Below are 22464 nucleotides of genomic sequence, written 5' to 3'. Positions count from 1 at the left end.
GTACGGCCGTGCGACGTCCGCACGGCCGCACCCCCTCACCCAGACAGAAGAACGGAGACGCGGTGACGAAGGACGAATTCACCATGCTCGACTTCGCGGTCAAATGGGCACCCTTCGGAGGCGGAGACGAACACATCCTGCCCGAGTTCGGCGTCCGCCCCACCGTGTTCTACCGCAGGTTGCAACGTCTCCTCACCCGCCACCCCACCCTCAACGACAGCGTCCGGCGGCGGCTCGACGAACTGTGCACTGTGAAACTCACACCCGCGCGCCCCGACAGGCGGAGGTCGTATTCACGGGTTCGCAGCGCGGGGTGAACCCCAACGCCGAGCACGGTCAGTCGAGACCGGCGATGCGACGCCAGTGCGCGTGCGCGGTGGGGGTCCACTCCGCGCGCAGGTCTCGCAGGCGCCGCGCCGCCTTCAGCCCACGCCAGTCGGGCAGCAGCACCTCGGGCAACCGGGGATCCATGTAGGGCATACGCCGCAGCGCGTCCGCGAGTTCCAGGTGCGCGAACAGCAGCTCGTCACCCGGCTCGAACGTGCGGGCGTCGAATCGATCGAGGAGTCGGTCGTACTCGTTCTCGGCGGCGTCCAGATCCCATGAGCGGCGGACGAGTTCCTCTTCCGGGATCCCGGGGACGGCGAGCGCCCCGACGAACGAGACCGTGCTGGAAGCCAATCCGAGGGCCTCGATGGTTCTCGCCGCTTCCGCGGCGCGGTCGACATGGGGGGTGACCCAGACGCCGGGCGTCGGATTACCGAAGCCGGCCCACCGCAGCGCGGCATACAGTTTCTTGCGGGTCGAGCGGTGCGACTCCGGGATCGGCACATTCACGACGAGCCACCGCCCGTCCCATTGCGTGGTGTCCACGTCGGTGGAGAACACCCGGAGTTCCCCTTCGGTGAAGAGCCGATGCGCCTTGTCCGTCAACGTCCACAGCGTCTCGCGACCGTTCCGGTCTGCGGCGATCAGGCCCGCGGATCCCGTCCGCGCGACAGCCTGCCGGGCGGCATGCTCCCCGTATCCGAGTCCCTTGAGGACGTAGAGAAGCGCAGCCGTCCGCACCGGCTGCCCGTAGGGTTCGACGAGCTCACCGAGCACGGTGACGAGCACGGAGCGCGCACTGCCGGTCGACGCCACCTCCTTGTCGGGTGCGGGCACCTGTTTCGAGTCGGACGGTTTCGAGTCAGACATGAGTGTCATCGTCGCGCATCGGGTCGCCCCTGTGCCACGACACCCCTTCTGGGCCGGTCATCGATCGTCATCGACACCCCAGTCGCGGAAGACGGCCTCGGTGTCGGCGCCGGGCATTCGGGGCGCGTCGTATGTTGCGTCGTGCGCGCTCGCGAACCGCGGTGCCGCGGCCGGCTGACGTTGTCCGAACGCACTCACGATCGTGTTGCGCGCCGAGATGTGCGGGTGATCCGGCACTTCGTCGAGGGACAGCACCGGTGTCACGCAGGCATCGAGCCGGGCGAACGCCTGTGCCCACGAGTCCCGGTCCCGCGTGGCGAATACCTCGGCGAAGTTCTTCCGGAGCGTCGGCCAGGCCGACTCGTCGTACTGATCCGGCAGACCTGCCGGGTCGAGTCCCAGCCCCTGCAGCAACTGGGCATAGAAGACCGGTTCGACTGCGCCGACCGCGATGTACCGCCCGTCGGCGCACTCGTAGGTGTCGTAGAAGGGTGCTCCGCCGTCGATGACGTTGGTGCCCCGCCGATCGGACCACAGCCCGTTCTCGGTGAGTGTCCAGAACATCGTCATGAGCGTACTCACCCCGTCGACCATCGCGATGTCGACGACATCTCCGACCCCGGTCTGCGTCCGTGCGTACAGGGCACCCAGAACGCCCATGACGGCTTGCATCGAACCGCCGCCCAGGTCGGCGACCAGGTTGAGCGGCGCGAGCGGCCGTTCGCCTTCCCGTCCGATGGCGTTCAACGCACCGCTGAGTGCGAGGTAGTTGATGTCGTGGCCGGCGTAGGGCGCGAGGGGGCCGTCCTGGCCCCACCCGGTGATCCTGGCGTACACGAGCCGAGGGTTCCGCTCGCGGCACACGTCGGGACCGATGCCGAGACGCTCCGCCGCACCCGGTCGGTAACCCTCGATGAGGACGTCTGCCTTGTCGACCAGTTTCAGCACCTTCGCGAGGTCGGCGGGATCCTTGAGGTCCGCACTCACGGAGCGGCGATTCCGCAGTCCCGCGTCCTTGTCCACGGGCAGCAACTGCGTCACACCCCCGGGACGCTCGACTCGCACCACCTCGGCACCGAGGTCCGCGAGCAGCATCGCGGCATGCGGCGACGGGCCGATCCCGGCGAGTTCGACGATCTTCAGTCCATCCAGCACACGTTTCACAGGAACCTCCGAAGGGGGACGCCGCGGCTCTCTCAGCGGCTAATGTTTGACAACTATGGCTACTATCTATCCAATAACGTAATATCTCAAGTCAGGTCGCCGCGACGCAGTTCGTCAGTCGTCGCAGTGTCACCGTCCACGAAGTCGAGAGGCTAGATGTGAGCGAACTGGATCCGCCCGTCATGTCGTCGCTGCGAGCCACTGCCGATGACCCGGTCACCTACGCCCAGGCGTGGAAAGCGAAGCGCGGGAAGCAGGTGATCGGTTCCTTTCCGATGAACTTTCCGTCCGAGATCGTGCACGCGGCAGGCGCGTTGCCGGTGATCGTGCAGGAGAGCCGCACCCCGATCACGGAGGGGCGCAACCTGCTTGCCGAGTTCTACTGCGGCTACACACGTAGCGTCGCCGACCAGGCCGCGGTCGGTGAACTCGACGTCTTCGACGGCTTCGTCGCCGCCGACCACTGCGTGCAACTCCTCGGCGCGGTCGACGTGATCCGCTGGGCGCGACCCGAGAAACCTGTGCATTTCGCGCAATTCACCAGCGCGATGGACGATCCATGGACCAAGCCGCGCGTGGCGGGCCGAGTGCACGAACTGAAGCACGAGATCGAAGGCGTCGTCGGCGCCACGATCACGGACGCGGCTCTCGCCCACAGCATCCGGGTGTTCAATACGAATCGACGCCTGCTCCGGAAACTCTACGACCTGCGGCGTACCGGCCGTGCGCGCATCACCGCGAGCGACATGCAGGCGTTGGTGAAGTCGAGCATGGTGATGGACATCGAAGAACACAATGCCGCGCTGAGCCACCTCCTCGATCGCCTCGATTCCCATGCCGACGCGCCCGACGATCTGGTGCGGTTGCATCTCTCCGGTCACTTCTGCCACGCCCCTCGCCCCGAAGTCCTCGATGTGATCGAGGAATCCGGAGTGATCGTCGTCGACGACGACCTGTACACCGGATTCCGGTACATCTCGACCGACGTGCCCGAGCACGGCGACCCATTGGCGGCGCTGTCGGAGTGGTACCTGGACCGCAACGACAACGCCCCGTGCCCCACACGAGTCACCGTCGGGGTCGATTGGGACACCTACCTGATCGACTCACTCGAGAAGAGCCGCTCCAACGGCGTCGTCGTCTTGATGGCGAAGTTCTGCGAACCCCACATGCTCTACTACCCGGAGCTACGCAAGGCGCTCGACGCGCGCGGGATACCGCTGCTGCTCCTCGAGACCGAGCACGAAGGCAACCCCGTCGAGACGCTCCGCACGAAGATCGAGACCTTCGTGGAGCGCATTCGCCGCCAACCTGCACCCGTCCCGTCTTGAATTCGACCCACCCTCAGAGGAGTTCGCAATGCCGATCGAACAGACCAGCAAGGAAAAGGCCCGCCGTTTGTCGAGTACACGGGTCGGCGGCAAGATGGTGGCCGACTACTGGGAGAACATCTTCACCGCCAAGGAGCGCGGAAAGCATGTCGTCTGGTACAACGGCGCCGCACTGAACCCGTTGTTCCAGGCCGCGGGCTTGGAGTGGTGTCACGGCGAAGCATTCGCCGCCCGTCTGGCAGCCCAGCACCTCGAAGGACCCGCCCAGGCGGCCGGTGCCGAGTACGGCTACATCGGTGAGCTCTGTTCCTACGCGCGAACACATTTGGGCTGCGCCGTGCTGACACACCAATCCGCCGCCGAACGGGAGACCGGCGTGGTCGGCATGGTCGACCAGCAGGAACTGGCAAGCAAACTGCCGGCCCCGGACTTCTTCGTCAACGGTTACGCCGGATGCAGCACCGGCCAGCAGTGGGATGCCATGACATACCGGGTCTTCGACCGCAAGCTCCCGCTGTTCAACGTCTCGATTCCCATGCTGTGGGGCAACAAGCCCGACGCCGGTTACATGCGGGGTGAGGAGTGGGACGAGGTCGGCAAGTACGTCGAGGAGCAGTTGCGCGAGCTGATCGCCTTCCTCGAGCACCAGACCGGACGGCCGTTCGACTGGGATGCGCTCAGCGAGAGCATGTCCTACATCAAACGCGCGTCCGAGTTGCGACTGGAGGGAATGGCACTCTGCACGCAGACCCCCACTCCGGCGACCTACTGGGACTGGGTCGCGAGCATCGCACCGATCAACTTCCTGCCCGGCAACCAGGGGCTCGTCGACTACTTCGCCGGGGTGAAGGCCGAACTCGAACAGCGGGTCGCCGAAGGGGTYAGTGCGGTCGCGGACGAACGCTACCGTGTGTACTTCGACGGCATCATGAACTGGAACAAGCTCGGCTTCCTCACCCGGAAGTTCGCCGAGTACGACGTCGCCGTCGTGGCCGGTCGCTACACCCACGAGTCGTTCTGGCAGGAGCCTCAGCTCATCGATGTGGACAATCCCCTCCGGGGCATGGCACAGCACTACCTGCTCTGCCCGCTGAACCACGGATTGAAGAACCTGCAGGAACTGCTGCTCCGGCGCCTGGACGAGTACTCCATCGACGGGATCGCGTTCCACTCGACCCGGACGTGCCGGGCGATGACCAATCCGCAGACGATGCTGGCCCGCGCAGCCGAGTCGGAGCGTGGCGTCAAGTCGTTCTTCTTCGAGGGTGACGTCGCCGACGCGTCGTTCTACAACGACGAACTGTTCGACAGTCGCCTGGAGGCCATGCTCGAGGCCATCGACGTACAGCGGATGAAGTCAGTGGGCTAGCGCATGACTACCGGAAGTTGGTTCGTCATGGGCGTCGACCTCGGGTCGACGACGGCGAAGGCCGCTGTGGTCGACGAGAGCGGTGCCCTGGTCGGGTCGAGTGTCGTCCAGATGGGCGCGGTGAGCCGCGAGGCGGTCGCGCGCGCGATGGACGGTGCGTTGGCCGCAGCGGGCGTCTCGCAGGCGGACATCCGGCGCACCATCAGCACCGGTTACGGGCGCAAGCTGGTCCCCGGCACCGACCGTACGTTCACCGAAATCACCTGCCACGCCCGCGGTGCCGCGGCCCTGCACCCGGGCGTACGGCTGGTGATCGACATCGGCGGACAGGACAGCAAGGCCATCATCGTCGACGACGACGGCCTCGTGGAACGGTTCGCCATGAACGACCGGTGCGCGAGCGGGACCGGCCGCTTCTTCGACGTGCTCGCTCGGGCACTGGAGGTCGACGTCAGCGCAGTCGGCGAACTCGCCCTCGCCGGCTCCGAGACCCTCGAAGTCAGCAGCATGTGTGCCACGTTCGCGGAAACCGAGGTGATCTCACTGCTGGCACAGGGCCGTGAGAGGGCCGACATCGCGGCGTCGGTGCACAAAGCGGTCGCGGCGCGCACACTCGGACTGGTGGCGCAGGTGGGTAAGGCAACGCCGACGGTGATGACGGGCGGAGTGGCGAAGAACCCGGCCGCGCGTCTGCACGTCTCGCGTGCGCTTGGACACCCGGTGGAAATACTCGATCAGCCCCAGATCGCGGGCGCGTACGGTGCCGGACTGCTGGCGCGTGACGACTACGCAGGCGGATCCGGCTCACCGGCACCATCCGACGCCGCGACGGAGGAACAAGTCCAGGTGAGTCTGTCGGCCGGGACACCCCACTGCCAGGACTGCGACGGCAGCCCCGGCCATCCCCATCCCGGCACCGGCGAACCGGTGCCCCTCGAACTGCAAAGGAACATCCGATGAATACAGACACACGCGAGGTCTGGGTGCCGGACCTGTCCGAGGCCACCGTCTACATCGTGGGTGGGACCAGTGGAGTCGGCCTACAGGTCGCCCGTCAGTTGGTCCGGGCGGGCACCCAGCGCATCGGTCTGGTCGGCCGCGATGTCGAGCGCGGGGAGAAGGCGGCGACGGAGGTCCGATCACTCGCGTCGGGTGTCTGGGCCTTCTTCGCCTCGGGCGATGTGAACGACCCGGCGGAAGCGACCCGGGTGACCGAGGAACTGAGTGCTTCGCTGGGACCTGCCGACATCCTGGTCAACAGCACGGTGAGCGCGTTCACGCCGAACCTCTTTCACGAGACGCCACCCGAAGACGTTCCCGCCATCCTGCTGCAGCAGGCCCTCGGTCCCCTCAACATGTGCCGCGCCGTACTTCCGCACATGCGGACGAAGCGCGGCGGCGTAATCGTGAACATCGCCTCCGACGCCGCCAAGCACCCCACACCCGGTGAGTCCGTCATCGGCGCCGCAATGGCCGCCATCGTGATGTTCTCCAAAACACTTGCGATGGAAGCCAAACGCGACGGCATCCGCGTCAACGCGGTGACGCCGTCGCTCATCCGGGACACGGGCGCCTACGACCGCGTCATGGCCGAGCCGTTCAGCGCGAAGCTGTTCGAGAAGGCTGCCCGACTGGCGTCGCTGGGGGTCGCCGAGCCGGCAGATGTGGCCGACCTCGTGTTGTTCCTGTGCAGCCCGCAGGCCCGCCGGATCACCGGTCAAGCGGTGAGTCCGAACGGCGGCATCTCGGCAGGGTGAGGGATCGGTGACCGCCGGCAGCCCCCATCCCAATAATTTGACTGATTCGCAGCTATCCACTCCAAGTATGTATTACATTGCTCCTGACCGAGACAGCACCTCACAGCCGATTCCGGCTTTCCGGTAGCGGGCGCTCACTCGCCCCACCTCCAACTCCCCAGCACACCGCACAGCCCGAAGGCAGGATTGCATCATGCCCCTCGAAAAGTCTCTCTGGCCGGCGACACCGAGCTCAGGCGTCCGCGACATCACCGTCGGCGACCTGTTGCGCGAGGCCGCGACAGCAGAACCCGACCGCCTCGCCCTCGTCGACGGGACTCCCGACGCGGTCGGTCGGCGAGAATGGACGTACCGTGAACTCCTCGCCGACGCCGAGGATGCGGCCAGGGCACTGCTCGCCCACTTCGCACCCGGCGACCGGATCGCGATATGGGCACCCAACAGCGCCGACTGGGTGATCCTGCAACAAGCGATCGCGATGGCCGGGATGGTGGTGGTGGGTGTGAACCCCGCCTACCGCGCCCACGAACTCGAGTACATCCTGCGCCAGTCCCGCAGCGTCGGACTCTTCTACCGGGAGACCTATCGCGGCGCAGACCTCACGAAAGTTCTGACGGAGGTCCGGCCATCCCTGCCCGCACTCCGCAAGGTCGTCCCGACGAGCGAGTGGCGAGCGTTCGTCGCGACCGGCGATCCAGCAACGGAGTTCCCCGTCGTCGCATCCACCGCCCCGGTGCAGATCCAGTACACGTCAGGAACCACCGGATTCCCCAAAGGTGCACTGCTGCATCACAAAGGTATCGTCAACGAAGCCACCTTCGTGTTCGAGAGGGCAGGGATGGTGGATCATGTCGTCTGTGTCAACGCGATGCCGATGTACCACATCGGAGGCGGCGCCGTCACCGAACTCGGAACGTTCGCCGCGCACGGAACCTACGTCGTCCTGCCCGGCTTCGACGCCGCCCTAATGCTCGAGATGCTCGAAACCTGCCGCGGAACACACTCACTGATGGTCCCGACGATGCTTATCTCGCTTCTCGAGCATCCCGATCGCCGACGTCGTGACCTGTCGAGCCTCCATACCGTCCTGTCCGGAGCCGCCGCGGTTCCCCAGTCGCTGGTCGAACGGGTCATCGACGAACTCGACTGCCAATTCACGATTCTGTTCGGACAGAGCGAGATGCACGGAGTGATCAGCCAGACCCGGGTCACGGACGACCCTGCCGATCAGGCGACCACCGTGGGACAGCCACTGCCGGAGCTGGAAGTCAAGATCATCGACCCCGTCACGGGTGAGATACTCCCGATCGGCGAGCAGGGTGAAATCTGCTGTCGCGGTTACCAGACGATGCTCGGCTATTCCGACATGCCGGACGAAACGGCCGCGACCATCGACGCCGACGGATGGTTGTACATGGGCGATCTCGCCACGATGGACGAGCGAGGATTTCTGCGGATCACCGGACGCCTCAAGGACATGATCATCCGGGGCGGACTCAACATCTACCCGAGGGAGATCGAAGAACTACTGTTCCAGCACCAGGACGTGGCCGAGGTGGCGATCGTCGGGGTTCCGGATGAAAAGTGGGGCGAGCAGATCGGCGCCGTCGTGCGACCGTCGGACCCGGCCAATCCGCCGGACGCGACCGAATTGAAAGCCTGGTGCCGCGACCGAATCGCGGCGCACAAGACGCCCTCGCTGTGGTACTTCACCGACGGACTCCCCATGACGCCCACCGGCAAGATTCAGAAGTTCCGCGTGCAGCAGGAGATAGCATCCGGGGCACTGACCGCCACGCACCTGGGCGAGAAGTCTGCACCGAAACGGCTGTCCAACAGCTGATTCGAAGTCGTACAACCGGGTGGGCGCGGACCTGATCTCTGATCGGCCCGCGCCCACGCACGCTCTAATCGCCGATCCGCTCCCCCGTCTCCGGGTGGAACAGGTGGACCGCTCCGTCCCGCTTGCGCAGGGACACCGTGTCGGCCAGCCGCGCGGGGGTGCGGGTCAGTGACCGGGCGGTGAGTTGCGTACCATCACCGGCGATGTGGGTGTGGACGTAGGATTCACTGCCGAGTTCCTCGACCAGGTCCACGATTACCTCGATGCCGCCCTCTCCGGTCGACAACTCGAGCTGCTCGGGGCGCACACCGACCGTGACGGTCTCCAATCCGGCGGCGTGCAGCGCCGACAGCTGGTTGCGTTCGAGCGCGAGCGTCGAGTTCCCGAGGCGCACGCCGTCGCTGACGATGGGCATAGTCATCAGATTCATGGCGGGCGAACCGATGAAGCCGGCGACGAACGCGTTCTTCGGGCGATCGTAGAGTTCGGTGGGAGCCGAGAACTGCTGCAGCTTGCCGTTCTTGAGGACGGCCACCCGGTCACCCATGGTCATGGCCTCGACCTGGTCGTGGGTGACGTACACGGTGGTGGTGCCGAGCCGGCGCTGCAGCGCCGCGATCTGCGTGCGGGTCTGGACGCGCAGCTTGGCGTCGAGGTTCGACAGGGGCTCGTCCATGCAGAACACCTGCGGCTCCCGCACGATCGCCCGGCCCATCGCCACCCGCTGGCGCTGACCGCCGGACAGCTTGCCGGGCTTACGATCGAGGTAGTCGGTCAGGTCGAGCAGCTTGGCGGCATCGGCCACCTTCTTCTTCCGTTCCTCCACCCCGACCCCGCGCATCTTCAGAGCGAAGCCCATGTTCTCGCCCACCGTCTTATTGGGATAGAGGGCGTAGTTCTGGAACACCATCGCGATGTCACGGTCCTTCGACGGAACACCCACCATGTCCTTGCCACCGATCTCGATGGTGCCCTCGTCGATGTCCTCGAGGCCGGCGAGCATCCGCAGTGCGGTGCTCTTGCCGGAGCCGGACGGTCCGACGAGGACGATGAACTCGCCGTCTTCGATGTCGAGGTCGAGCGTATCGACCGCCAGCGTGTCGGCGTTCTCGTAGATGCAGGATGCGCCCTTGTACGCGATGTCAGCCATGATTGCTCCTCTTGTGGGTACCGAAGTCGGGGGAAGTGGTTGCCGGGGTGATCATTTGATCGCACCGAAGGACAGGCCGCGGACCAGCTTGTTCTGTGCGACCCAGCCGGCCAGGATGACCGGGAGCGCCGCCAGCGTCGCCGCTGCCGACAGCCGGGCCCAGTACAGGCCCTCACCGGTGATGAAGCCGACGAGGAACACCGGAATGGTCTGTGCCTGAACGGCGGTGAGGTTGACAGCGAAGAAGAATTCGTTCCACGAGAAGATCACGCAGATCAGGGCGGTGGCCGCGATGCCGGGTGACACGAGCGGAAGGATCACCTCGCGCACCGACGTCCACAGGCTCGCGCCGTCCATGCTGGCGGCCTCGAGCAGTTCGCCCGGAACCTCGAGGAAGAACGAACGCATCATCCACACCGCGATGGGCAGGTTCATCGCCGTGTACAGGATGATCAGCGCCCAGATGTTGTCGAGTAAGCCGATGTCGTTGACGATCACGTACAGCGGGATGATCGCGGCGACGATCGGGAGCATCTTCGTGCTGATGAAGAAGAACAGGGCGTCCTTCGTCTTGCGGACCGGTCGCAGCGACAGCGCGAACGCCGCAGGCACACCGAGCACGAGCACCAGGATCGTCGACATGGCGGTCGCGAACGCCGAATTCAGCAGTGCGGTGCCGATTCCGCTGTCGAGGACGGCCTTGAACTGGTCCAGGGTGGGCGTGAAGAACAGTTTCGGCGGAGTTGTGTAGGCGTCGCCCTCCTGCTTGAACGCGGTGAGCACCATCCACGCCACGGGGAAGAAGAAGCCGAGCGCCACGATCCACGCCACTACGCTCCACGGACTGAACTTGCGGTGCTTGCGCGCCCGCTTCGTCTCCGGCGCGGTGGGGGTGGACTCCACCGGCGCCGCCGCAGTGTCGGTACTCATTACGCTGCCTCCTCGTTACCGGAAAAGCTCTTGAAGATCAGGCGCAACGCCAGGGTCGCGACGACGATGGTCGCGATCACGACGATGACGCCCATCGCGGCGGCCTGCCCGATGTCGAAACCGAGGAATGCGCGCTGATAGATGTAGAAGGGGAGGTTGGCACTGGCGGTGCCCGGCCCGCCCTGGGTCATCATGTAGATGGCGTCGAACGTGTTGATCAGGTAGATCGCGCCCAGCACCGCGCCGAGTTCGATGAACCGGCGCAGATGCGGGAGCGTCAGTTCGCGGAACATCGCGATCGGCTTGGCGCCGTCCACCCGTGCCGCCTCGAGGATGTCGCGCGGCATGGACTGCAGACCGGCCAGGATCAGCAGCATCATGAACGGGGTCCACTGCCAGATCAGGTTCACCATGACCGCGGCGAGCGGGAACTTGCTGACCCAGTCGACCTGTCCCACCCCGAACGGGGAGAGGACGAAGTTGACGATGCCGAACACCGGGTCGAACATCGTGGTCTTCCACAGCAGCGCACCGGCGACGGGTGTCACCAGGAACGGGGTGATGAGGAGGGTACGCACGATGCCGCGGCCCAGGAAGGCGCGGTCGAGCAGCAGGGCGAGCAGCAATCCGAGCACCACCGAGATCAGCACGGTGCCGACGATCAGGATCACGGTGTTGACCGCGACCTCACGGAACTGGCTGTCCTGGAACACGTCCACGTAGTTCTGCAGCCCGACGAACGCCTGGGAGCCCGGACGCACCAGGTTCCAGGACTGCGTCGAGTAGTACAGCGTGAACAGGAACGGGATCTGGGTCACCACGATCATGAAGATCAGAGCGGGCAGCAACGGCCCCCGGCGACGCCATCCCTCGGCGCGGGAGACGCTGTCGTCCTTGGCCTCCCGCAGTTCCCGCACCCGGTCGGCGGTGCCGTCCGCGGTGGGTTTCTCGGCGATGGTTGTCATCGTTCCTCCCGATAGGTCGCGCCGACCACCTCGGCGTACTGCTGTGCCTGGGCGAGCGCCTCGGGCACGGTCTGCTGGCCTGCGATCGCCGCACTGATCTGCTGGCTTACGCGGGTTCCGAGATCCTGGAACTCCGGGATCGCCAGGAACTGCACGCCGGTGTACGGAACCGGTTGCACGGTGGGCGCATCCGGTGTCGCGTTCTCGATCGCCTCGAGCGTCAGCGGTCCGTAGGCCGCCGAGGCTTCCTTGTACTCGGGAATCTCGTAGGTCGACAGCCGGCTGCCCGGAGGCACCCGCTCCCAGCCCAGATCCTCACCGACCGTGCGTATGTATTGCTTGTCGGTCATCCAAGAGATGAACTTCCACGCCGCATCGGGATTCTCGCTGCTCTCGGGGATTCCCAGCGACCAGCTGTACAGCCAGCCGGAGTTGTCCTTCACCTCGATCGGCGCGGGGGCGTACCCGATCTTGCCGACGACGGCGCTCGACGCCGGATCCTCCAGCGTGGACACCGCGGACGTCGAGTCGTACCACATCGCCACCTGGCCCTGGGCCAGCTGTGTGGCGCACTCGCCGAAACCGCTCGTCGCGGCGCCGGGCTCGCCGTACTCGCGCACCAGGTCGACGTAGAACTGCACCGCGCGTTCCACCTCCGGGCTGGTCAGCTGAGCGTTCCAGTCCTCGTCGAACCAGCGGCCACCGAACGTGTTGATGACCGTGTCGAGGGGTGCGAGCAATTCACCCCAGCCCGGCTTGCCGCGCAGGCAGATGCCTGCCATGTCCTCGGAGTCGAGTTGCTTCGCCGCCGCTGCGACCTCGGCCCACGTCGGCTTCTCCGACAGGGTGATTCCGGCCTGCTCGAACAGGTCCTTGCGGTACATCAGGAACGAGGACTCGCCGTAGAACGGCACCGAGTACATGTTCCCCTCGTAGGACAGCGACTCGCGCAGGGTGGGGATGAAGTCGGCCTCGTCGTAACCCCCCGTCGCCTCGGCGTATTCCGAAAGGTTCTTCAGCCAACCGTACTTGGCCCACTGCGGGGTCTCGTAGTTGCTGATCATCACGACGTCGAACTCACCGCCACCGGTTGCCGTGGACGCCGTGATCTTCGCGCGCGCCTGGTTCTCCGACAGCGTGACGAACTTCAGGTCGATGTCGGGATTCTCTTCCTCGAACTGCGAGGCGAGCTTCTGCGCATCCTGCATCTGTGAATTGGAGACCATCGCGATGGTGATGGTCTGGTCCGACGCGCCCAGCGATCCGGCGCCTGCACATCCGCTCAGCGTGAGGCAGAGCGCTCCCGCTCCGGCTACCAGCATCGTCGCCGGTTTCCTGTGTTTCTTCACCGATCTTCACCTCTCTTGCGTGGTGCTACTGATCGAGCAGCCAACGCGCGCATTCGATGTCGCAGACCAGCATCTTGGCCAGTCCGCCGTGGAGGGCACCCAGTGCCGCTTGGTGTTTGGCGACGCCACCCGTGACGAGGATCGACCCCTCGCACGCGCGGATGTCGTCGAGAGGAACGGACATGGCCCGTTCGTCCAGAGGGCCGGCAACCTCGGTGCCGTCGAGCCGGTAGAAGCGTCCACCGACTTCACCGACCGCGCCGAGGCCGGTGAGCACGGACAGCATGTCCGTGTCGATGAAGCTGCCCTCGAACAGGGTGGTCGACGTGGAGACGGCACCCGTTCCGAACATCATCATTTCCGCGGTCCGCCCGGCCTCGAGCGCCTTGGAGATGACGGAGTCGCCCCGCATGGATACCACGGTCGACGCGTCCGCGTACAGCGGAACGGGAAGCCGAACAGTGTTGGCCTGCAGCTGCTCTGCGCATCTACCCAGAACGTACTCCGTTCCGGTCTGGTAGTTGATGGCACTCACCGAGCCGTCGAGCTGGACGACGGACGCGCACGTGGCCGCCCCGGACGGCAGACCCTGCGCGACGGCGACCGTCTCCGGCCCCCAGGTGAATCCGAGGGTGTCGCCCTCGCGAATCCGGCGAACCAGCAGCGACGCCGCGGCCCGCCCGACGCCGGCGAAGCTGTTGTGGTCGTCGATCGCACCGGCGGCGTCGACGGAATCGGCGACCACCACCGCCTCGACGAGTCCGAACTTCTCCTCGAGCGCGCGCTCCTCGTCCGAGCGCAGCGCATCACGCAGATGCGCGGGTGCCTGCACCTCGATGCGCACCAGGCCCTGGGCGCGGGCTCGTGCCACCAGCCGGCCCGCGGTGGGGCGGGAGACACCGAGTCGTGTGGCGACCTCGGCCTGGGTCATTCCGTCGAGGTAGTACAGCGTTGCAGCGCGCAACGCGAGGCGCAGATCCTCCGTCGTGGACGGCGGTGGTGCCGTGATGAGAGACGGCGTCGGGGCCGTCGAGTTGGGGGACGTCACTGGTTCTCCTCGCCATGATCCCGGGTCCGTCGTGTGTGTCTTCGGAGCCCCGGGGAAACCGTGAGCAAATGATCACTATGCGTTCATCTGCTCAGTACGCTAGCATCGAAGTGTGACCCACACAACACTCCCTTCGGATATCCCCAGGACGATGCGTGCCAGCGTGCTCGTCGAGCCGGGTGTGATCGAGATCCGGGAACGCCCCGTGCCCACTCCCGCCCCCGGCGACGTCCTGGTCCGCGTGGCCTCGGTAGGTGTCTGCGGATCGGACGCCCACTACTACCGCGAGGGCCGCATCGGCGAGTTCGTGGTCGAACAGCCGATCGTGCTGGGCCACGAGGCGTCGGGCACCGTCGTAGGTGTCGGCGACGGGGTCCCGGCAGCGCGTATCGGGCAGCGTGTCTCCATCGAACCGCAACGCCCCGACCCGGACACCGACGAATCCCGGCGCGGTCTCTACAACCTGTGCCCGCACATGCAGTTCTATGCCACCCCGCCGATCGACGGGGCGCTGGCCGAATACGTGACCATCGGCTCGGCGTTCGCCCATGCGATTCCGGACGAGATGTCCGAGGACGCGGCCGCGCTGTGCGAGCCGCTGTCCGTGGCCATCGCCACCACCCGCAAAGCCGGAGTGACGGCGGGATCCCGTGTTCTGATCGCGGGCGCGGGGCCGATCGGAATCGCCATGGTGCAGACCGCCCTCGCGTTCGGTGCCACCGAAGTGGTCGTCTCGGACCTCGATCCCCGGCGACGCGACGTCGCAACCAAATTCGGTGCCACCGCGGTGCTCGACCCCCGCGAGCAGGACGTCGCGGGACTCCACGTGGACGCGTTCGTCGACGCGTCCGGCGCCCCGAGTGCGGTGCTGGCCGGAATCCAGGCCGTCAGGCCCGCGGGATCCGTGGTTCTGGTGGGCATGGGCGCCCCCGAGATGACACTGCCGGTCCAGACCATCCAGAACCGGGAGTTGGTACTGACCGGGGTATTCCGCTACGCCAACACGTGGCCGACGGCGATCGCCCTCGCGCGGTCGGGGCGGGTCGACCTCGATTCGATGGTCACCGGAAGATTTCCGCTCGCCGAAGCGGAGCAAGCACTGAACGCAGACCGGACGCCGGGCAGCCTCAAGGCCGTCGTACGCGTCCAGGAATGAGGAGAGACCGATGCAACTGTGCGCGCAGGCACTGCAACAGTTCGACGACACCGTGCAGGTGCCGAATTACGATCGAAGCGACATCACCGTAGGGATAGTGCATTTCGGTGTCGGCGGATTCCACCGCGCACATCAGGCGATGTACGTCGACCGGTTGCTGCGACGCGGGGAGGCCCGCGAGTGGGGCATCTGCGGGGTCGGGGTCCTGCCCGGTGACCGGCGCATGAAGGACGTCCTCGACGCGCAGGACGGCCTGTACACGCTGGCGCTGCGGCACCCGGACGGCACCTGGGACGTCAGCGTCATCGGGTCCATCGTCGACTACCTCTTCGCCCCCGACGACCCCGAGGCCGTGATCGAGAAGATCGCCGCGGAGTCCACGAAGATCGTCTCACTGACGATCACGGAGGGCGGCTACAACTTCACCCACGACACCGGCGAGTTCGATGCCGAGAACCCGGATGTCGTACACGATCTCACCGACGGCGCCGCGCCGCGGACCACGTTCGGACTCGTCGTCGAGGCACTGGCCCGGCGCCGAGCGCGCGGGCTGCCGTCGCCGACCATCATGTCCTGCGACAACATTCAGGGCAACGGCGACGTGGCGCGCAAGATGTTCCTGGCGTACGCCGAATTGAAGGATCCCGAACTGGCGGCGTGGATGCGCGCGGAGACGTCGTTCCCCAACTCGATGGTCGACCGCATCACGCCCGTCACCACCCCCGAGGTGACGGAGGCGCTGTCGTCGCGGTTCGGCATCGACGACCAGTGGCCCGTCGCCGCCGAACCGTTCACGTCGTGGGTGCTCGAGGACGCCTTCCCGCTCGGTCGCCCGGCATTCGAGGACGTCGGCGTCCAGGTGGTCGACGACGTCGAACCCTACGAACTGATGAAGCTGCGTCTGCTCAACGCGAGCCACCAGGGCCTCTGCTACTTCGGCTACCTGTCGGGATACCGGCTCGTGCACGACGTCGCGCAGGATCCACTCTTCGCCGACTTCCTGCTCGCGTACATGGACGAGGAGGCCACGCCCACCCTGGCGCCGGTGCCCGGAGTCGATCTCGACGAGTACAAGCGCACGCTCATCGAACGATTCTCCAACCCCGAGATCCGCGACACCGTCGCCCGCCTGTGCGCCGAATCCTCCGACCGCATCCCGAAGTGGCTGCTGCCCGTGATCCGCGAAAACCTGCTGGCCGACCGGCCCGTTCGACTGTCCGCCGCGATCGTGGCGAGCTGGGCCCGGTATGCCGAGGGAGTCGACGAGGACGGCGAGCCCATCGACGTCGTCGACCAATTGAAGGACTCCCTCGTGCCGATCGCGCGCAGCCAGCACGAGAACCGCACTGCCTTCATCGAGAATCAGTCTGTCTTCGGCGACCTGGCCGACAATCCGCGCTTCGTCACCGCGTACCTCTGGGCGCTGGACTCGCTGTACAGCGTCGGTGCACGGGAGACACTCGAGGCTCTGCGTGAGAAGGTGCAGTCATGAGTCTGGTCATCGGTGAAGCTCTCATCGACATCGTGACGGCGAGCGACGGCGCCACCACCGAGTATGTCGGCGGCAGCCCGCTCAACGTCGCGGTCGGCCTCGGCCGGCTCGGTCGTCCGGTCGAATTCGTCACCCGGATCGGCGACGACACGAGAGGCGGCGCGATCGTCCGGCACCTTGAGCAGTCGGGAGTGAGCCTCGCGCCCGGCAGCATCACCGCGCAGCGAACGGCGACGGCCCACGCCACCCTCGATTCCGCCGGATCCGCCACCTACGAGTTCGACATCGAGTGGGACCTTCCCTGCCCGAGCGGGTCGTCCACACCGGCGCTCGTCCACACCGGTTCCATTGCCGCCGTGATGGAACCCGGCTGCGACGTCGTCGCAGACATGCTCGACCGCCGCCGCTCGTCGGCGACCATCAGCTACGACCCCAACGTACGACCGGTGTTGATCACCGACAAGGCACGCGCCCGGCAGCGGATCGAGCACCTCGTGTCGATCTCGGACATCGTCAAGGTCAGCGACGAGGACCTCCGCTGGTACGACCCCGACCGAAATCCCGAGGACATCGCCCGCGAGTGGCTGTCCCGCGGCCCGGCGATGGTCGCGGTGACGAAGGGCGCCGAGGGCGCATTCGCGGTCTGCGCGGCCGGACTCGTCGAGGTCGCGGCCCGCAACGTCGAGGTGGTCGACACGGTCGGCGCGGGCGACGCGTTCATGGCCGGGCTCCTCGACGGGTTCTGGTCGCACGGCTTCCTCGGCGCGGAGAGCCGCGGCGCCCTCCACGCGATCGCCCCGGAGGAAGTGCGGAACGTGCTGGACAACGCGGTGCTGATGTCGGGTCTCACGGTCGCGCGTGCCGGGGCGGACCTGCCCACCCGCGAGACACTGGATCGCGCGGCGGGTGTCCGGCAATGACCCTCGTCGCGGGCATCGATTCGTCCACCCAGTCGTGCAAGGTGATCGTCTGCGACGCCGACACCGGTGAACTCGTCCGCGAGGGCAGGGCGTCGCATCCGGACGGCACCGAGGTCGACCCGCAGGCGTGGGCTTCGGCCCTCGACAGCGCCATCGCCGCCGCCGGCGGACTCGACGACGTCGCCGCGGTCTCGGTCGGCGCGCAACAGCACGGCATGGTGTGCCTCGACGACACCGGGACGGTCGTGCGTCCGGCGTTGCTGTGGAACGACACTCGCTCCGCCGACGCCGCCGCCCAACTGGTGGACGACCTCGGTGGTCCGGACGCGTGGGCGGACGCCGTCGGTGTGGTGCCGCTCGCCGCGATCACCGTCAGCAAACTGCGCTGGCTCGCCGATTCCGAACCGGCGAACGCCGACCGGACGTCCGCGGTGTGCCTGCCCCACGACTGGCTCGGCTGGCAGCTCACCGGCAGGTCCGATCTCGGCACCCTGGCCACCGACCGCGGCGACGCCAGCGGCACCGGATACTTCTCTGCGGCCACGGATTCCTACCGTCCCGACCTGCTGTCGCTGGCGCTGCGCGGACGCACGGCCACCGTGCCGCGCGTGGCCCACCCGGCCGAGAAGATCGGGGAAACCCGCTGGGGCGCCGCCGTCGGCCCCGGCACCGGCGACAATGCCGCCGCCGCACTGGCTCTCGACGCCCAGGAAGGCGACGTCGTCGTCTCCGTGGGAACGTCGGGCGTCGTGTCCGCGGTGTCCGTGACACCGGCGAACGATCCGGGCGGTTTCGTCGCCGGCTTCGCCGATGCCACCGGACGTCAACTGCCCCTCGTGTGCACGCTGAACGCTGCCCGGGTGCTCGACGCGACCGCCTCGCTGCTGGGCGTCGATCACGACGAACTGTCGCGGCTGGCGCTGTCGGCGCCGTCCGGCAGTGGCGGACTGGTGATGGTGCCGTATTTCGAGGGTGAGCGCACCCCCAACCGTCCGAACGCCACCGGCTCCGTTCACGGACTCCGGCTGGCCAATTCGACCCCCGCCCACCTCGCCCGCGCGGCAGTCGAGGGGCTGCTGTGCGGCCTGGCGGACGGCATCGACCACCTGACCGCCCAGGGCGTCACGGTGCGTCGCATCCTCCTCGTCGGCGGCGGCGCCCGCTCACAGGCACTGTGCGAACTCGCGCCCGCCATCTTCGGGGCCCCGGTCCTGGTGCCGCAACCGGCGGAGTACGTCGCGATCGGCGCCTGCAGGCAGGCGGCCTGGACGCTGGCCGGGACCCCGGAACCACCCAAGTGGGATCAGACGTCCACCCGGCGCTACGAGGCCGACCCGGCACCCGAAGTGCGCGAGCGGTATAGGCGCTCCGCGCCCGTGCGTGGTTAAAGAGTCTCAGGACTCCTCAACCACGCACGGGTGACTACGCCACCTTCACCAGCATCTTCCCGACGTTTCCGCCGCGCATGAGCTGCAGGAACGCGTCGACCGAGTTCTCGATGCCGTCGACAATGGTCTCGTCGTGAACCACGTCGCCGGACGCGAGCCACGGTCCCATCTTGGCGGCGAACTCGGGGAAGACGTGCGTGTAGTTGCCGAGGGTGAAGCCCTCGAGGGTGAGGCCGCGGCTGATGATGTTCACCATGTTGTCGGGGCCCGGCGTGCGCTCGGTGGCGTTGTACGCGGAGATGGCGCCGCACAGGGCTGCTCGTCCGCCGTTCCGCATGACGTCGAGTGCGGCCTCGAGGTGGTCGCCGCCGACGTTGTCGAAGTAGACGTCGATGCCGTCGCCCGCGAGCCCGCGAAGCTGTTCGCGCACCGGTGCCTGCTTGTAGTCGAAGGCGGCGTCGTATCCGTAGCGGTCGGTGAGCAGCGCGACCTTCTCCGCGGACCCGGCGGATCCGATGACGCGGGACGCGCCCTCGAGTCGGGCGATCTGCCCGGCGGCGGTCCCCACCGCACCCGCGGCGCCGGAGATGAACACGGAGTCGCCGGCCTTCAGGTGGGCGATGTGCACGAGTCCGACGTAAGCCGTGAGCCCGGTCAGTCCTAGAATCCCCAAATAGGCCGAGATCGACACTCCCGGAATCTCTTCGACGACGCGGAACGCCGAGGCGTCACCCTGCGCGACGTCCCGCCACCCGAGGTCGTGCACCACCACCGAACCGACCGGATGCGTGGCGGCGGTGGATTCGACGACCCGGCCGACAGCTCCGCCGGTCATCGTCTCGCCCAGCGCGAACGGCGGAATGTACGACTTCACGTCGTTCATCCGGCCGCGCATGTAGGGGTCTACCGACACGAACTCGTTGGCCACGCGCACCTGGTCGGGCCCGAGGTCGGGCAGTTCGACGGTGGCGGTGCGGAAGTCGTCCTGGGTGGGCCAGCCCACCGGCCGGTTGATCAGCTGAATCTGGGTGCTCGACGTCATGGTGTTCCTTTCGATCCTTCTGAGGTCACAGCGCCAGTCCGAGCGCGAGGAGGACTACGGCGAGCAGCGGAAGTGTGCCCTGCGTGATCGCCGCGCGAGCCTTGTCGGGCGACGACAGCACGAGCACGAGCGCTGCGAGCAGCATGGATCCTGCGCCGGCGAAGATCAGGGCCGAACCGACGGCGGTCGCGCCGATGATCACGGCGACGATGCCGACTGCCGTCACGATCGCCAGGAAGAGGTTGTAGAAGCCCTGGTTGAAGGCAAGCTCCTTGGTGGTACCGGCTTCTTCGGCACTGGTCCCGAACGTCGCGCGGGTGCGCGGCGTGGTCCAGAGGACGGACTCGAGCACGAAGATGTACACGTGCAGCGCACTGGCGAGTGCGGCAAGAACAAGACCCGCGGCGACCATACGAAACTCCTCCTCGTTCTGAACTGACCATTTCAATATATACTGAAATGGTCGTTTCACAACCAGGAGTGAGGATCGTCATGCCGCGCACGCAGGATTTCGACACGGCCGAAGTGGTCGGCCGCGCCCGCGACCTGTTCTGGGACAAGGGCTTCGAAGCCACGTCGATACCCGACCTCGAGCGCGTAACCGGCTTGAATCGGTCGAGCCTGTACAACGCGTTCACCAGCAAACGCGGACTTTTCGACGCCGCCGTGCACGACTACCTGGACCGGGTCGTTCGCCCCCGGCTCCGCATCCTGACCGACGAGCCCACTCGCCCCGACGCCGCCGTGCGCTACTACCGCAGCCTCGCCGGCGCCCTCGCGTCCCTGCCCGACGAAACCCCCGGACGCGGCTGCCTCCTGCTCAACAGTGCCGCCGGTTTCGCCGCCCACGACGACACCCAACGGTCCGTCGTCGACGCATACCAGCGTGAACTGTCCGGGGCGCTCACCCACGCACTCCGGGCGCACGACCCGGACGCGTCGACCGCCACCCTGGCACACCGGACCCGGCTCCTGACGTCACTGTCCGTCAGCGCGCTACTGCTGTCGCGGGTCAACCGGGACGAGGCCGTCGCGGTCGCGAACACCGCCGTCGAGCAGTTGGAGGAATGGCGACCCACCTCCTGACGTGAGTGGCAAAGAGTGCCCCGACACGCTTTGCCACTCACATACGCTGGTGCCCGCTGACCCAGTCCGCCATCACGTCCGCCAGCGCCTCGGCGCCGCGGTTGCAGTCGTCCGCGTCGGCGAACTCGTCGGGCGAGTGGGACACGCCGGTGGGGTTGCGGACGAACATCATCGCCGTCGGCACCTTCGCGGACAGGATTCCGGCGTCGTGGCCGGCAGCGGTCGGGAGGACGGGAATGTCACCCAGGTGGGCGAGCGAGCGGCGCAGTCGTTCCCGGGTGGAGTGCGGGAACTCGACGATCGGCGTGACCGATTCGGCGTCGACCTCGAGACCGATACCGTCGGCGGCCGCGTAGGCCTGCGCCTCGGCGGTGATCTGCTGCACCAGCTTCGTCAACGTCTCCTCGTCGGCGGCCCGCGCATCGAGCCACGCCCGCACCTCCGACGGAATAGCGTTGGCACCGTTGGGAAGTACCCGCACCTTGCCGAACGTCGCGACCGCCTCGTGCAGCGTCGCGGCGGTCCGGGCGGTGTGAACGGAGGAGGCGAACGCGAGCATCGGGTCGCGGCGGTCGACGAGTCGAGTGGCGCCGGCGTGGTTGGCCTCTCCGGAGAACACGAACTGCCACCGGCCGTGCGGCCAGATCGATGACGCCACGGCGATGGGGCTGTCGATCAGGTCGAGCGCGCGTCCCTGTTCGACGTGCAACTCGACGTACACGCCGACGCGGTCGACGAGGTCTGGGTCCTCGCCGAGACACTGCGGGTCGCGGCCGGCGCCGACCAGTGCCTCGCCGAGGCTGATGCCGTCGTTGTCCCGCAGCGCCAGCGCGCGTTCGGGTGCCAGCGCCCCGGTGGACAGTTGCGAGCCGACGCACGCGACACCGAACCGTGCGCCCTCCTCGTCGGAGAAGGCAGTGACCGCCACCGGACGCGTCGGCGTGATCCCCCGCTCGCGAACCAGGTCGATCGCGGCGAACGCCGACACCACCCCCAGCGGTCCGTCGTAGGCGCCACCGTCGGGTACCGAGTCGAGGTGCGATCCGGTGACGAAACTGTCGCGGGGGTCGCCGTCCCAGCCCTTCGGCATCCACCACGCCCACAGATTGCCGTTGCGGTCCTCCTCGACGCTCATGCCGCGTGCCTGCGCGCAGTCCGAGAACCATTCGCGCAGCGTCATGTCGGCGTCGTTCCACGCGAATCTTCGGTATCCCCTGGTCGACTTGTGCTGTCCCACATCGAGGATGCTCGCCCAGAGCGAAACGAAGGAAGTCATG

Annotated in this window: 21 protein-coding genes; 11 read left to right on the top strand and 10 right to left on the bottom strand. The window is 66.9% G+C overall.

Annotation, left to right across the window (positions count from 1 at the left end; translation table 11 throughout):
* Positions 1–83 precede the first annotated feature (83 nt).
* Positions 84–317, top strand: coding sequence for a hypothetical protein (locus AC1D1G_RS08740; RefSeq protein WP_477951747.1), 234 nt, complete (start codon positions 84–86; stop codon positions 315–317).
* Positions 318–336: 19 nt separating this feature from the next.
* Here AC1D1G_RS08740 and AC1D1G_RS08735 read toward each other — a convergent pair whose 3' ends face one another.
* On the bottom strand, positions 337–1206 hold the full coding sequence (locus tag AC1D1G_RS08735) for a PaaX family transcriptional regulator (protein ID WP_164060369.1): 870 nt from the start codon (positions 1204–1206) through the stop codon (positions 337–339).
* Between the two features lie 48 nt (positions 1207–1254).
* Complete coding sequence (locus AC1D1G_RS08730; protein ID WP_477951740.1) at positions 1255–2361, bottom strand: CaiB/BaiF CoA transferase family protein; 1107 nt, start codon at positions 2359–2361, stop codon at positions 1255–1257.
* A 158-nt stretch (positions 2362–2519) separates the two neighbouring features.
* Between AC1D1G_RS08730 and AC1D1G_RS08725 the strand changes: the two genes are divergently transcribed.
* The 5 genes from AC1D1G_RS08725 (at position 2520) to AC1D1G_RS08705 (ending at position 8661) form a co-directional block, all read left to right on the top strand.
* Complete coding sequence (locus AC1D1G_RS08725; protein WP_477951739.1) at positions 2520–3692, top strand: 2-hydroxyacyl-CoA dehydratase subunit D; 1173 nt, start codon at positions 2520–2522, stop codon at positions 3690–3692.
* Between the two features lie 28 nt (positions 3693–3720).
* The gene (locus tag AC1D1G_RS08720) at positions 3721–5061 is read left to right on the top strand and encodes a 2-hydroxyacyl-CoA dehydratase subunit D (RefSeq protein WP_477951738.1); all 1341 of its coding nucleotides are present in this window, start codon (positions 3721–3723) and stop codon (positions 5059–5061) included.
* Between the two features lie 3 nt (positions 5062–5064).
* Positions 5065–6021 (top strand): acyl-CoA dehydratase activase, encoded by a 957-nt coding sequence (locus AC1D1G_RS08715; RefSeq protein WP_477951737.1) that lies wholly within the window; start codon positions 5065–5067, stop codon positions 6019–6021.
* Positions 6018–6818: an SDR family NAD(P)-dependent oxidoreductase gene (locus tag AC1D1G_RS08710; RefSeq protein ID WP_477951736.1), complete on the top strand. Its 801-nt coding sequence runs from the start codon at positions 6018–6020 to the stop codon at positions 6816–6818. Before AC1D1G_RS08715 ends, AC1D1G_RS08710 begins: the two co-directional genes overlap by 4 nt.
* A gap of 193 nt (positions 6819–7011) precedes the next feature.
* Complete coding sequence (locus AC1D1G_RS08705; RefSeq protein WP_477951735.1) at positions 7012–8661, top strand: AMP-binding protein; 1650 nt, start codon at positions 7012–7014, stop codon at positions 8659–8661.
* A gap of 64 nt (positions 8662–8725) precedes the next feature.
* Here AC1D1G_RS08705 and AC1D1G_RS08700 read toward each other — a convergent pair whose 3' ends face one another.
* The 5 genes from AC1D1G_RS08700 to AC1D1G_RS08680 are packed head-to-tail and all read right to left on the bottom strand — an operon-like array spanning position 8726 to position 14103.
* Positions 8726–9811: an ABC transporter ATP-binding protein gene (locus AC1D1G_RS08700; RefSeq protein ID WP_283332085.1), complete on the bottom strand. Its 1086-nt coding sequence runs from the start codon at positions 9809–9811 to the stop codon at positions 8726–8728.
* A 51-nt stretch (positions 9812–9862) separates the two neighbouring features.
* Positions 9863–10741: a carbohydrate ABC transporter permease gene (locus tag AC1D1G_RS08695; RefSeq protein ID WP_280781217.1), complete on the bottom strand. Its 879-nt coding sequence runs from the start codon at positions 10739–10741 to the stop codon at positions 9863–9865.
* The gene (locus AC1D1G_RS08690) at positions 10741–11706 is read right to left on the bottom strand and encodes a carbohydrate ABC transporter permease (RefSeq protein ID WP_477951734.1); all 966 of its coding nucleotides are present in this window, start codon (positions 11704–11706) and stop codon (positions 10741–10743) included. Before AC1D1G_RS08690 ends, AC1D1G_RS08695 begins: the two co-directional genes overlap by 1 nt.
* The gene (locus AC1D1G_RS08685) at positions 11703–13028 is read right to left on the bottom strand and encodes an ABC transporter substrate-binding protein (protein WP_280781361.1); all 1326 of its coding nucleotides are present in this window, start codon (positions 13026–13028) and stop codon (positions 11703–11705) included. The genes AC1D1G_RS08690 and AC1D1G_RS08685 overlap by 4 nt, the downstream gene beginning before the upstream one ends.
* A gap of 52 nt (positions 13029–13080) precedes the next feature.
* Positions 13081–14103 carry a sugar-binding transcriptional regulator gene (locus AC1D1G_RS08680; RefSeq protein WP_247251081.1) on the bottom strand — a complete coding sequence of 341 codons (1023 nt, stop codon included), beginning with the start codon at positions 14101–14103 and terminating at the stop codon, positions 13081–13083.
* 151 nt (positions 14104–14254) lie between these two features.
* On the opposite strand from AC1D1G_RS08680, the gene AC1D1G_RS08675 reads away from it, so the two are divergent.
* The 4 genes from AC1D1G_RS08675 to xylB are packed head-to-tail and all read left to right on the top strand — an operon-like array spanning position 14255 to position 19059.
* Positions 14255–15259 carry an NAD(P)-dependent alcohol dehydrogenase gene (locus tag AC1D1G_RS08675; RefSeq protein WP_105414377.1) on the top strand — a complete coding sequence of 335 codons (1005 nt, stop codon included), beginning with the start codon at positions 14255–14257 and terminating at the stop codon, positions 15257–15259.
* A 10-nt stretch (positions 15260–15269) separates the two neighbouring features.
* Positions 15270–16751 (top strand): mannitol dehydrogenase family protein, encoded by a 1482-nt coding sequence (locus AC1D1G_RS08670; RefSeq protein WP_477951733.1) that lies wholly within the window; start codon positions 15270–15272, stop codon positions 16749–16751.
* Positions 16748–17671 (top strand): carbohydrate kinase family protein, encoded by a 924-nt coding sequence (locus AC1D1G_RS08665; protein ID WP_477951732.1) that lies wholly within the window; start codon positions 16748–16750, stop codon positions 17669–17671. Before AC1D1G_RS08670 ends, AC1D1G_RS08665 begins: the two co-directional genes overlap by 4 nt.
* Positions 17668–19059 carry a xylulokinase gene (gene xylB, locus AC1D1G_RS08660; RefSeq protein ID WP_477951731.1) on the top strand — a complete coding sequence of 464 codons (1392 nt, stop codon included), beginning with the start codon at positions 17668–17670 and terminating at the stop codon, positions 19057–19059. The genes AC1D1G_RS08665 and xylB overlap by 4 nt, the downstream gene beginning before the upstream one ends.
* A gap of 34 nt (positions 19060–19093) precedes the next feature.
* On the opposite strand, the gene AC1D1G_RS08655 is transcribed toward xylB, so the two are convergent.
* The gene (locus AC1D1G_RS08655) at positions 19094–20101 is read right to left on the bottom strand and encodes an NADP-dependent oxidoreductase (protein ID WP_378494395.1); all 1008 of its coding nucleotides are present in this window, start codon (positions 20099–20101) and stop codon (positions 19094–19096) included.
* A 25-nt stretch (positions 20102–20126) separates the two neighbouring features.
* Complete coding sequence (locus tag AC1D1G_RS08650; protein ID WP_477951730.1) at positions 20127–20513, bottom strand: DUF1304 domain-containing protein; 387 nt, start codon at positions 20511–20513, stop codon at positions 20127–20129.
* A gap of 80 nt (positions 20514–20593) precedes the next feature.
* On the opposite strand from AC1D1G_RS08650, the gene AC1D1G_RS08645 reads away from it, so the two are divergent.
* Positions 20594–21187 (top strand): TetR/AcrR family transcriptional regulator, encoded by a 594-nt coding sequence (locus tag AC1D1G_RS08645; RefSeq protein WP_477951729.1) that lies wholly within the window; start codon positions 20594–20596, stop codon positions 21185–21187.
* A 37-nt stretch (positions 21188–21224) separates the two neighbouring features.
* Here the strand turns inward: AC1D1G_RS08645 and AC1D1G_RS08640 are convergent, their stop codons facing one another.
* Positions 21225–22463, bottom strand: a complete 1239-nt coding sequence (locus tag AC1D1G_RS08640; protein WP_477951728.1) for an allantoate amidohydrolase — start codon at positions 22461–22463, stop codon at positions 21225–21227.
* Between the last annotated feature and the right edge of the window lies 1 nt (position 22464).

Source organism: Rhodococcus sp. P3_B8, from assembly GCF_056402775.1.
This window is presented reverse-complemented; position numbering and strand designations above follow the sequence as displayed.